This window comes from Arthrobacter pasteuri (genome assembly GCF_054510955.1).
The window spans coordinates 79610-91616 of record NZ_JBTNDO010000002.1 but is presented as its reverse complement, the minus strand read 5'-3'; the positions used below and the strand labels follow the sequence as shown (position 1 = coordinate 91616).

At 70.7% G+C, this 12007-nt stretch carries 11 protein-coding genes and 1 tRNA gene; all 12 read left to right on the top strand.

Annotated elements, in window-relative coordinates; genetic code table 11:
* Positions 1–2: 2 nt before the first annotated feature.
* The 12 genes from ACX80H_RS11480 to ACX80H_RS11425 all read left to right on the top strand — a co-directional run bounded on the left by ACX80H_RS11480 (position 3) and on the right by ACX80H_RS11425 (position 11918).
* A complete protein-coding gene (locus tag ACX80H_RS11480; protein WP_459313488.1) occupies positions 3–398 on the top strand; it encodes a cytidine deaminase in 396 nt (131 codons plus the stop codon).
* Positions 399–483: 85 nt separating this feature from the next.
* Positions 484–1770 (top strand): thymidine phosphorylase, encoded by a 1287-nt coding sequence (locus ACX80H_RS11475; RefSeq protein ID WP_459313487.1) that lies wholly within the window; start codon positions 484–486, stop codon positions 1768–1770.
* A 251-nt stretch (positions 1771–2021) separates the two neighbouring features.
* Positions 2022–2705 (top strand): DedA family protein, encoded by a 684-nt coding sequence (locus tag ACX80H_RS11470; protein WP_459313486.1) that lies wholly within the window; start codon positions 2022–2024, stop codon positions 2703–2705.
* Between the two features lie 24 nt (positions 2706–2729).
* A complete protein-coding gene (locus tag ACX80H_RS11465) occupies positions 2730–3884 on the top strand; it encodes an adenosine deaminase (RefSeq protein WP_459313485.1) in 1155 nt (384 codons plus the stop codon).
* Positions 3884–4657: a MazG nucleotide pyrophosphohydrolase domain-containing protein gene (locus ACX80H_RS11460; RefSeq protein WP_459313484.1), complete on the top strand. Its 774-nt coding sequence runs from the start codon at positions 3884–3886 to the stop codon at positions 4655–4657. Before ACX80H_RS11465 ends, ACX80H_RS11460 begins: the two co-directional genes overlap by 1 nt.
* A gap of 115 nt (positions 4658–4772) precedes the next feature.
* On the top strand, positions 4773–6053 hold the full coding sequence (gene eno / locus ACX80H_RS11455) for a phosphopyruvate hydratase (protein WP_459313483.1): 1281 nt from the start codon (positions 4773–4775) through the stop codon (positions 6051–6053).
* Between the two features lie 97 nt (positions 6054–6150).
* Positions 6151–7020: an FtsB family cell division protein gene (locus tag ACX80H_RS11450; RefSeq protein WP_459313482.1), complete on the top strand. Its 870-nt coding sequence runs from the start codon at positions 6151–6153 to the stop codon at positions 7018–7020.
* Between the two features lie 151 nt (positions 7021–7171).
* Positions 7172–7864: a DUF501 domain-containing protein gene (locus ACX80H_RS11445; protein ID WP_459313831.1), complete on the top strand. Its 693-nt coding sequence runs from the start codon at positions 7172–7174 to the stop codon at positions 7862–7864.
* A complete protein-coding gene (locus ACX80H_RS11440; protein WP_459313481.1) occupies positions 7864–8808 on the top strand; it encodes a Ppx/GppA phosphatase family protein in 945 nt (314 codons plus the stop codon). The genes ACX80H_RS11445 and ACX80H_RS11440 overlap by 1 nt, the downstream gene beginning before the upstream one ends.
* Positions 8809–8812: 4 nt before the next feature.
* Positions 8813–10210: a S8 family serine peptidase gene (locus tag ACX80H_RS11435; protein WP_459313480.1), complete on the top strand. Its 1398-nt coding sequence runs from the start codon at positions 8813–8815 to the stop codon at positions 10208–10210.
* 63 nt (positions 10211–10273) lie between these two features.
* The gene (locus ACX80H_RS11430) at positions 10274–11713 is read left to right on the top strand and encodes an NAD(P)/FAD-dependent oxidoreductase (RefSeq protein WP_459313479.1); all 1440 of its coding nucleotides are present in this window, start codon (positions 10274–10276) and stop codon (positions 11711–11713) included.
* 132 nt (positions 11714–11845) lie between these two features.
* Positions 11846–11918: transfer RNA gene (locus tag ACX80H_RS11425), tRNA-Leu, on the top strand.
* The last annotated feature ends 89 nt before the right edge of the window (positions 11919–12007 follow it).

The window sequence follows — 12007 nt, the reverse complement described above, 5'->3', positions numbered from 1 at the left end:
CCATGAGCGAGAACGACATCCCCTGGGACGACCTCACCGCCACGGCGAGGGAGGCCATGACCAAGGCCTACGTGCCCTATTCGAGGTTCCCCGTCGGGGCGGCGGCGCTGATCGACGACGGCCGGATCATCTCCGGCTGCAACGTCGAGAACGCCTCCTACGGGCTGACGCTGTGCGCCGAGTGCGCCCTCGTGAGCGCCCTGGCGATGAGCGGAGGCGGGCGCATCCGTGCCTTCGCCTGCGTCGACGGTGAGGGCAACGCCCTCATGCCGTGCGGCCGGTGCCGCCAGCTGCTGTACGAGTTCCGGGCGCCGGACATGGTGCTGATGACCGTCAGCGGCATCCGCACGATGGACGAGGTCCTGCCGGACGCCTTCGGTCCGCAGCACCTCACCTGACGCGGCGCGGCCCATCCCGCCGCGCCTTCCCGGCCGGTTCCTCCAAGGATCCGGACACCCCATCCGAACAACCCGAGGATCCTCCATGACCGAAGCCTTCGACGCCGTCGACATCATCCGGACCAAGCGCGACAGGGGAACCCTCTCGCCCGAGCAGATCGACTGGACCATCGACGCCTACACGCGCGGCGTCATCGCCGACGAGCAGATGGCCGCCCTCAACATGGCGATCCTGCTCAACGGCATGGACCGCGCGGAGATCTCCCGCTGGACGGCCGCGATGATCGCATCCGGCGAGCGCATGGACTTCTCGTCCCTCGGGCGTCCGACGAGCGACAAGCATTCCACCGGCGGCGTCGGGGACAAGATCACCCTGCCGCTGGCCCCGCTCGTCGCCGTGTTCGGCGTCGCCGTGCCGCAGCTCTCCGGGCGCGGCCTCGGGCACACCGGGGGCACGCTGGACAAGCTGGAGTCCATCCCGGGCTGGCAGGCGCACCTCAGCAACGAGGACATGCTGCGCCAGCTCGCCGAGGTCGGCGCCGTGATCTGCGCCGCCGGCACGGGATTGGCTCCCGCCGACAAGAAGCTCTACGCGCTGCGGGACGTGACCGGCACGGTGGAGGCCATCCCGCTCATCGCGTCCTCGATCATGAGCAAGAAGATCGCCGAGGGAACCGGGTCGCTCGTCCTGGACGTGAAGGTGGGCAGCGGCGCGTTCATGAAGGATGTCGACCAGGCGCGGGAGCTCGCCGAGACCATGGTCGCGCTCGGCAAGGACGCCGGCGTGAACACCGTGGCCCTGCTCACCGACATGAGCACTCCGCTCGGCCTCACGGCGGGCAACGCGATCGAGGTCGAGGAATCCGTGGAGGTCCTCGCGGGCGGCGGGCCGGCCGATGTCGTCGAGCTCACCGTCCGTCTCGCGGAGGAGATGCTCGCCTGTGCGGGCGTGCACGACGCCGACCCTGCTGCCGCCCTGAAGGACGGCCGCGCGATGGACGCGTGGAACCGGATGATCGTGGCGCAGGGCGGGGACCCCCGCGCCACGTTGCCCGTCGCACAGGAGTCGGAGGTCCTCCTCGCGCCGGCCGACGGCGTGCTCGTGGGACTCGACGCCCTCTCGGTCGGTGTCGCCGCGTGGCGCCTCGGCGCGGGCCGCGCCCGCAAGGAGGACCAGGTGCAGGCGGGAGCCGGCGTGCGGATGCATGCGAAGCCCGGCGCCCTGGTGCGGGCGGGCGAGCCGCTGATGACGCTGCTGACCGATACCCCGGACAGGTTCGACCGCGCACGGGAGGCCCTGGCAGACGCCGTCGTCATCGCTCCCGAGGGCTCACGCCCGGCGCAGCAGCTCATCATCGACCGCATCGCCTAGGCGCCACTGCCCTTCCCAGGGGCGACCCCTAGGGGATCCGCGGCCGGCCTCATCCCTGGGGGTGACGCCGGCCGCGACGCAGATCGCCCGCAGGGCCGACGATTCCCGTGCAGGCGGCCGGTAGCGTCGGACGCAGACGCTGGGCAGCGCATCGCGGCTCGATCCGAACCGCAGCACCCGCGTCCGGCTCCGTGCCGGCCCCCGCCACCCCGGTGGCCCGCGCGCACGGAGCGACGGCGGAGGAGCCCAGGATGGACGCGATCACCAGTGCACTCGACGGCATCAGCGACCTCGTGCTCGCTGCCGCCGGGCAGCCCTGGGTATACCTCCTCGTCCTCCTGTGCTGTGTGGTGGACGGTTTCTTCCCGCCGTTCCCCAGCGAGTCCGTCGTCGTCGGCCTCGCGTCCCTCGTCCTCACCCAGGGTGTGCTGAACCCCTGGCTGCTGATCCTGGTCGCGGCACTCGGCGCCTTCCTCGGCGACAACATCGCCTACGGCATCGGCAGGGGTATCGGCACCACGCGCTTCCGGTGGATGCGGCGTCCCCGGATGCAGCGGTCGTTCGGACGGGCAGGCGACGAGCTCGCGAAACGGGCGGCATCGCTCATCCTCGTGGCCCGTTTCATCCCGATCGGCCGCGTGGCCGTCAACCTCACCGCCGGTGCCACCGGCTACCCCCGGCGCCGCTTCGTCGCCCTGACGGCACTCTCCGGAACGGTGTGGGCCGGTTACTCGGTGGGCATCGGCGCTGTCGCCGGTACCTGGTTCCAGCACAACCACCTGCTGGGCGTCGCGGTGGCCGTCGGGATCGCGGTCGGCATCGGCATTCTCGTGGACCGTGGAACCGCTTTCGTCCGGGGATCCACCCCGCTCGAGGCTCATGCCGTGCAGCTCCGGGACGAGCTCGAACCGGCCCGCGGGACGAACCCCTCCTGAAGCGCATCGCGTAGGCTTGGCAGCGTGACCCAGATCCCGAACGACCTCGTTTCAGACGCTGCCATCGACATCCAGACCCTGCCGAAGATCTCCCTCCACGACCACCTCGACGGCGGCCTGCGGCCGGCCACCATCCTCGAACTCGCGGCCGCGATCGGGCACGAACTGCCGGCGTCCGACCCCGAGTCGCTCGGAGCCTGGTTCCGCGAGTCCGCGGACTCCGCCTCGCTCGAGCGGTACCTCGAGACCTTCGACCACACCATCGCCGTCATGCAGACGCGCGAGGGCCTGATCCGGGTCGCCAGGGAATTCGTCGAGGACCTCGCGCTCGACGGCGTCGTGTACGGGGAGGTCCGCTGGGCCCCGGAGCAGCACACGCAGAAGGGCCTGTCGCTCGACGAAGCCGTCGAGGCCGTGCAGGAGGGACTCGACGCGGGCGCTGCCGCGGCCATCGCCGCCGGCCGCGTGGTCCAGGTGGGACAGCTCATCACCGCCATGCGTCACGCCGACCGCGGCCAGGAGATCGCCGAGCTCGCCGTACGCCACCGCGACCGGGGCGCGGTCGGTTTCGACATCGCCGGAGCGGAGAACGGCTTCCCTCCCTCACGCTTCACGGAGGCGTTCACCTATCTCGCCTCCGAGCAGTTCCCCGTGACGATCCACGCGGGCGAGGCCGCCGGCCTGGACAGCATCCAGGACGCGCTCGTCGCCGGCCGGGCCCTGCGTCTCGGCCACGGCGTGCGCATCGCCGAGGACATCGAGATCGAGGAGTCCGCCGACGAGGAATCTCCCGACGGCGAGGAGATCGGCATCGCGAACCTCGGCCGCATCGCCTCGTGGGTCCGTGACCGCGGCATCCCGCTCGAGCTGTGCCCGTCGTCGAACCTCCAGACCGGGGCGATCGAGTCCTTCGGGAACACCATCGACGCCCACCCCTTCGACCTGCTGTACCAGCTGGGGTTCAAGGTCACCGTCAACACCGACAACCGGCTCATGAGCGGTGTGACCCTGACGGACGAGTTCGAGCTGCTCGTCGACACGTTCGGCTACGACCTCGGAGACCTGCTCGAGCTCACCCTCAACGCGGTCGACGCCGCCTTCCTGCCGCTCGAGGACCGCGAAGCCCTGGCCGAGCACATCACGTCCACCTTCGACAGGGTCGCCCGCCAGGCGTCCTAGTGGACGCTCCCGCCCAGCGGCCCTCCGCACCCGGCCGGCCCCCGGGCGCGGCGGTCGAGCGCCTCGTCGAGGTCGTCGGCCTCCTCCGCCGGCACTGTCCCTGGACCGCGGCGCTGGACCACGCGGCCCTGCTCGAATACCTCGTGGAGGAGACCTACGAGCTCTACGAGGCCGTCGACGACATCGCGAGGACGGACCACCCCGGCGCCGGCCTCGTCGACGCGCTGCGGGGCGAGCTCGGGGACGTCCTGTTCCAGGTGGTGCTCCACGCGCAGCTGCAGGTGGAGCGCGGATCCTTCGGACTCGCCGAGGTGGCGGACGGGCTGACCGCCAAGCTGGTCCGCCGCAATCCACACGTCTTCTCGCCCGACGGCGCCCTCCGGGGGAGCTTCCCCGCCTCGGTGGAGGAGATCGTGGCCACCTGGCATGCGGTGAAGGCGCAGGAGCGTCCAGGGCGCACCTCACCCTTCGAGGGGATACCGCCTCACCTGCCCGCGCTCGCCCTGGCCGCCAAGACCCTCAAGCGCGCGGGGGAGGGCGGCCCGGCCGAGCCCGCCGGCGCCCCCGTCGCCGCCGAGACAGGCGACGCCGAGGGAACTGCGGACGAAGAAGCGCGGTTCGGCAGGGAGCTGCTGCAGCTGACCCGGCGTGCGCTGGCTTCCGGGGTGGACCCCGAGCGTGCCCTCCGCCGTACGGTGTTGGACTACCAGCGGGACTACCAGCGGGACCTCGGCGGCCGACGGGATCCGGACGCCGGCGTCACAACCGGGTGATCCAGCGCACGTCCGGACGCGCGTGAACTAGGCTGGGAGCAACACCTCCGTTGCTCTGACAAAGACGTCCCAACAAGATGTGAACCCCTACACTCCAACGAAGAGGAGCAAATCCATGGCCATCATCGATGCCATCCACGCGAGGGAAATCCTCGATTCCCGCGGCAACCCCACGGTCGAGGTCGAGGTCCTGCTCGACGACGACACCTTCGGCCGCGCGGCCGTCCCCTCCGGTGCCTCCACGGGGGCATTCGAGGCCAACGAGCGCCGCGACGGTGAGAAGGACCGGTACCTCGGCAAGGGCGTCCTCCAGGCAGTCGAAGCCGTCATCGAGCAGATCCAGCCGGCCCTCCTCGGCTTCGACGCCGCGGACCAGCGCGCCATCGACCAGGCGATGATCGACCTGGACGGCACCGAGAACAAGTCGAACCTGGGCGCCAACGCGATGCTCGGCGTCTCGCTCGCGATCGCCCGTGCGGCCGCCGAATCCGCCGCGCTGCCGCTCTACCGCTACCTGGGCGGCCCTAACGCCCACGTCCTGCCGGTGCCGCTCATGAACATCCTCAACGGCGGTTCGCACGCGGACTCCGACGTCGACATCCAGGAGTTCATGATCGTGCCGCTCGGCGCACAGTCCTACTCCGAGGGCCTCCGCTGGGGCGTCGAGGTCTACCACGAGCTCAAGTCCGTGCTGAAGGAGAAGGGCCTGGCCACCGGCCTCGGCGACGAGGGCGGCTTCGCCCCGAACCTGCCCTCCAACCGCGACGCACTCGACCTGATCACCACCGCCGTCGAGCGCGCCGGCTACACGCCCGGCACTGACATCGCGTTCGCTCTCGACGTCGCCGCGTCGGAGTTCTACAAGGACGGCTCTTACCACTTCGAGGGCCGCACGCTCAGCACCCAGGAGATGAGCGCCTACTTCGAGGAGCTCGTCCGCGACTACCCGCTGGTCTCCATCGAGGACCCCCTCGACGAGGACGACTGGGAGGGCTGGAAGCACCTCACGGACGCGATCGGCGACAAGGTCCAGCTCGTCGGCGACGACCTGTTCGTCACGAACCCCACGCGCCTGGCCAGGGGCATCTCCAGCCAGACGGCGAACTCGCTGCTGGTGAAGGTCAACCAGATCGGCACCCTGACCGAGACGCTCGATGCCATCTCGATGGCGCAGCGCGCCGGGTACACGACGATCACCTCGCACCGCTCCGGAGAGACCGAGGACACCACCATCGCCGATATCTGCGTGGCCACGAATGCCGGCCAGATCAAGACCGGTGCTCCTGCCCGCAGCGAGCGCGTCGCCAAGTACAACCAGCTGCTGCGCATCGAGGAGGAGCTCGACGACGCCGCACGCTACGCCGGTCGCAGCGCCTTCCCGCGTTTCACGGCGTAGTACGTCAGCAGTTGATCGGGCGGGCAGTTACCCTCGTTAGACGGGTTTCGGAAGAAATCCGACGCGACCAGACGCGACAGCATTGACGAGGAGCTTCATGACTGCCCGCCGCCCTAACGTGCCGCGAGCCGGCCGTCCTTCGCCTGCGGCGGAGGAACGGCCGGCCCCCGGAGCGGCCAAGGGCCAGACCCCTGCCGGCTCCCGGGCCGGCAGTTCCCCGACCGATACCGGTTCGACCGTGGGCACCCGCGGAGCGGGTCACGTCCCCGCCCCGTCCCGTCCCGCGCAGCCCCGCCCTGCCGGGTCCGGCCAGCGCAAGCCGTCCCCGCCCCGCGCGGCCGGCCCTTCCGCGACGAAGGACCCGCGCTCCCTGGGCCCTTCCGGGACGAGGGACCCGCGCGCAGCGTCAGGGACGGCAGGATCGACGCCGCCGCGGACAGCGCGCCCGGCGTCCGGACGGTCGACGCCGGCATCCCCCTCGGAGGCACGTGCCGCGGAGCGGTCGCAGCTCGCGGGAAGCATCCGGCGTGGACGGCTCGGTTCCAAGCGTGCCGAATCGGTGATCGAGCCGGCCGAGGAGGCCACGCCCATCCCGGCGAAGTCCTTCTCGGGCCGCCTGCTCGCCCTCGCCGTCGTGCTCATCGCCGTGATCGTGCTGCTGGCGCCGTCGGTGAGCCGCTACCTGCAGCAGCAGGCGGAACTCGATGCCCTGCGCGCGGACATCGCCCGGCAGCAGCAGGAGCAGGCGGACTACCAGTCGGAGCTCGCCCGCTGGGATGACCCGGCCTTCGTCCGGCAGCAGGCACGCGAGCGCATCTTCCTTGTCATGCCGGGGGAGACCCGCTACCTCGTCAAGGGAGGCGACGGGATCGAGGAGAGCACCGGCGAGGGATCGGTCACCGAACCCGCCGACCTGCCCTGGGTCGACTCGCTCTGGAGCTCGGTCGCCCGCGCAGCGACAGATTAAGCGGCGGGGCGCCGCCGCAGGGAATGCGACCGCCCGCCGCGAACCGGACGCCCGGAGCGGCGTCCCAGGAAGGAACAGCGTGACCCAGCACGACCAGCACGACCAGCACGATCAGCACGATCAGTACGATCACCCCGACCGGGACCCTCGGATCCCGAACGGACGCGACCTCGACGTCCTCAGCCGCCAGCTCGGCCGGCCCGTGCGGGACGTCGTCGAGATCGGTGCGCGGTGCGTCTGCGGGAACCCGCTCGTCGCCACCACCGCTCCGCGCCTCTCCAACGGCATCCCGTTCCCGACGACCTACTACCTCAGCCACCCGGTGATCACCGCCGCGGTGTCACGGCTCGAGGCCGAGGGCGTCATGACCGAGATGAGCGATCGCCTGACCACCGACGCGGCGCTCGCCGGGAGGTACCGCGCCGCCCACGAGGCCTACCTCGCCGCGCGGGATGCGGTGGGCGAACGCGCCGGCACGGGAGCCGTGCCGGAGATCGCCGGCGTCTCGGCGGGAGGCATGCCGACCCGCGTGAAGTGCCTGCACGTCCTGGTCGGGCACGCCCTCGCGGCGGGGCCGGGCGTGAATCCGCTGGGCGACGAGGCCATCGGACGCATAGCGCAATGGTGGTCGCCCGAGCGCTGCTACTGCGAGGGCGCCTGGGACACGACGGGCCAGGCACCGCACGCCGACCTCAGCCGGCACACCAGGACCCAGGGCCTGAGCCCCGAGGAACTCGAGGCCAAGCGGGCGGCACGACGCCGGGATGCCGGAACCGGCGGGGCGCAGGTAACCTCTCTGGGACCCGACGCGTCCGAATCCACCGCGTCCGACGAGGAGAAGTAATGCGCACAGCTGCCATCGACTGCGGCACCAATTCCATCCGGCTGCTGATCGCCGACATCGAGGACGGTGTCCTGACCGACGTCGAACGGCTCATGCGCGTGGTGCGGCTCGGCGAGGGAGTGGACGCGACCGGACGCCTGTCGGAGGCGGCGCTCGCCCGGACGTTCGCCGCGACCGAAGAGTACGCAGCGCTCATCGAGAAGCACGGCAACCCGCCCGTGCGGTTCGTGGCGACCTCGGCGTCGCGCGATGCCGAGAACCGCCAGGACTTCGTCGACGGCATCCGGGCCCGGCTGGGCGTGGAGCCCGAGGTCGTCTCCGGCGCCGAGGAGGCGCGACTGTCCTTCGACGGCGCCGTGAGCGTCCTGGAGACGGACCGCGACGAGACCGTCCTGGTCATCGACCTCGGCGGCGGAAGCACGGAGTTCGTCGCGGGCACCGCGGACGGCCTGATCGCTGCACGGAGCACGGACATGGGCTGCGTGCGCTACACCGAGCGGTTCCTCATGGACGATCCGCCCACCGCCGGGCAGATCGAGGCGATGGAGGCCGAGGTCGGCCGGATGATGGACGAAGCCGCGGCCGAGGTGCCCCTGGACAGGATCACGAAGATCGTCGGCGTCGCGGGAAGCATCACCACCGTCACCGCCCATGCACTCGGGCTCCCGGCCTACCAGGCCGATCGCATCCACGGTGCAGAGCTGCCCATTCCCGTCCTCTCGGCGGCGGCATCGGACCTCCTGCACCTGCCGCGGACGGCCCGGGCCGCCCTGCCCTACATGCATCCCGGCCGCGTCGACGTCATCGGGGCGGGCGCCCTGATCTGGAAATCGATCCTCGAGCGCATCGCGGCGGTCACGGACGGCCGCGTCACCACAGCGATCACGAGCGAGCACGACATCCTCGACGGGATAGCCCTGAGCGTTGCGGAGCGGGAACGGTGAGCTGATGCTCACCCGAGCGCGCCTCGCCGTCCGTGCGGGGGCTGCCGTCGTCGCGTGCCTCGCCGTCCTCCTGCCGGCCATCCCCGCCGCCGCGGACGACATCCGTGGCAAGGAGTACTGGCTCGAGGACTACGGCATCGAGGAAGCCTGGCAGAGTACGCAGGGCGAGGGCGTCACGGTGGCGGTGATCGACAGCGGGATCGACGCGACCCACCCCGACCTCGCCGGAGCCGTGATCGGCGGCACGGACGCCTCGGGTGCGGGCGATCCCGGCGGACAGCGCGGCATCGGGGAAGTGCCGGCCCACGGAACACTGGTCAGTACCCTCCTGGCAGGGCGCGGCCACACCGACCCGGCTCCGCCGGGGCCCTCCGTTCCCGGGAGGGGGCCTTCGCAGCCCCCGGAGCCCTTCAGCCAGTACGGGGAGGGTCCGGACGGCATCGTCGGGGTCGCACCGAAGGCCGATCTGCTCGCCGTCTCCCTCTGGATCGAGGGCCAGAACAGCGGTCCCAATCCGGCCGGCGTGTCGGTCGACGAGCAGGTCCCCTCTGCGGTCCGCTGGGCCGTCGACAACGGTGCGGACGTCATCAACATGTCGCTGGGGAGCACGAGCACGGCCTGGCCCGAGAGCTGGGACCAGGCCTTCCTCTACGCGGAGCAGAACGACGTCGTCATCGTCGCCGCGGCCGGCAACCGGGCCGGCGGACTGACCCAGGTCGGGGCGCCGGCCACGATACCCGGCGTCCTCGCCGTCGCAGGGCTCGACCGCTCGGGCCTGGCAAGCGCCGAAGCGTCCTCCGAGGGCATCAGCATCGCGGTCGCCGCGCCGTCCGAGGACCTCGTGGGGGGACTGCCCGGCGGCTTCTACGCGGACTGGTCGGGCACGTCCGGCGCGGCACCGCTGGTCTCCGGCGTCGCAGCCCTGATCCGCGCCCGCTATCCGGAGCTGTCGGCCGCGCAGGTCGTCAACCGCATCGTGGACACCGCGCGTGACGCCGGACAGCCCGGTTTCGACACGCTCTACGGCTACGGGGTACTCGACGTCGCCGCCGCCGTCGATGCCGACCTCGCGGTACCCGCGGAGAACCGGCTGGGCAGCATGGCCCAGTGGATCCAGACCTACCGGCGCGGCGGGCAGACCCCGGCCTCCGCTCCGGCCCTGCCGAGCCACCCGCCGGCCGAGGTGATCCCGGTTCCGCCGGCGCCGCAGGCCGAGGATCCGCTCACGTCCGTGCACGACGTGCCCGCGGTCGTGGTGCTCGGATTCAGCGGGCTGATGCTTGCGGTGCTCCTGGGCGGGGCCCTGCATGTGGCCCGCGTCAGGAGGCGTACGCCGGTGCCTTCCGAGGTCGACGCGGGACGGGTCGAGCACGTCCCGGGAGGCGGGCGCGACCGGTGGTGATCAAGGCTCCGGCTCCTCCGCGGAGCTAGTGAAGATTTTCACAAAGTCCGGTAGCATCGAGGAATGGCATCGAACCCACATTTCTCTGACCGCCCGCGCATCCTTGTCGTCGGCGGCGGTTACGTAGGCCTGTACGTCGCGCACAGGCTGCAGAAGAAGGTCAAGGACCACGGCGGAATCGTCACGCTGGTGGATCCCCTGCCCTACATGACCTACCAGCCCTTCCTCCCCGAGGTCGCCGCCGGAAGCATCGAGGCACGCCACGCGATCGTGTCGCACCGCAAGCACCTGCGGAAGACCGAGCTGATCTCCGGCAAGGTCACGTCGATCAACCACGCCGGCCGGACCGCCACCATCGAGCCCACGGGCGGTGGTGAGTCCTTCGAGCTCGGCTACAGCGACGTCGTCGTCGCCGCCGGTTCCATCACGCGCACCTTCCCCATCGAGGGCCTCAAGGACCAGGGCATCGGTCTGAAGACCATCGAGGAAGCGGTGGCCCTCCGCAACAAGATGCTCGAGCGGATCGAGACGGCCTCCGTCATGCCCGAGGGCCCCGAGCGCGACCGCGCCCTGACCTTCGTCGTCGTCGGCGGCGGATTCGCCGGTATCGAGACCATCACCGAGATGGAGGACGCCGCCCGCGACTCCGTCAAGGCAAACCCCCGCCTGAGCCGTTCCGACCTGCGCTTCGTCCTCGTCGAAGCCATGGGACGCATCATGCCCGAGGTCACGGCCGAGCAGGCCGAGTGGGTCGTCGGACACCTCCGTTCACGCCAGATCGAGGTCCTGCTCAACACGTCGCTGTCCAGCGCCGTCGACGGCACGCTGAAACTCATCAACATGCCGGACAAGACGCCGGCCGACGAGTTCGAGACCGACACCCTGATCTGGACCGCGGGCGTCCAGGCCAACCCGGTGGTCCGTTCCACGGACTTCCCGGTCGACGAGCGCGGTCGCCTGCGCGCCAACGCCGAGCTCCGGATCACGGGCGACGACGGACCGCTCCAGAACGCCTGGACCGCGGGCGACGTCGCCGCCGTCCCCGACCTGACCGGTGGTGGAGTCGGAGGCTTCTGCGTCCCCAACGCCCAGCATGCCGTGCGGCAGGCCAAGCTCCTCGCCGCCAACATCCTCGCCGCCGGCTACGGCGTGGGTGAGGTCAAGGAATACCGTCACACCAACCTCGGCGCCGTGGCCGGCTTCGGCCAGTTCAAGGGTGTCGCGAACATCATGGGCTTCGGCATGAAGGGCTTCCCGGCCTGGCTTGCCCACCGTGGCTACCACGGCTTCGCGATGCCGATGTACGAGCGCAAGGCCCGCGTGATCGTCAACTGGAGCATGAGCTTCCTCTTCGGTCGCGACCTCGCTCCGCTCTCGGACCTGCAGAACCCGCAGCGCCAGTTCCGCGAAGCGGCGACCCCGCCGCCGAAGAAGGACACCGCGCTGCAGAGCAAGCCGCCGACGCCGGCAGGGCAGGCCGCAGCAGCGAAGACGACGGCCTGAGACCAGGCTGAAATCGGTCGTACAGCGACCGAGCCGACGAACGACGGCGACCTCCCGGGGTCGCCGTCGTTCTTCGTCTGCCCCTCGGTGAACGGGTCCGGTCCGTGCGCGGTACGCTGGACAGGCTGGCCGGCCCCAGTAGCCCAATGGCAGAGGCAGCAGACTTAAAATCTGTTCAGTCAGGGTTCGAGTCCCTGCTGGGGCACCTCCCTCCGCGACGTGGTGCCGCTACCGTGCGGCCGTTTCAGATGGGGATGGACAGCCCACTGAGTAGAGCCTGCTGTCAAGAGTGCC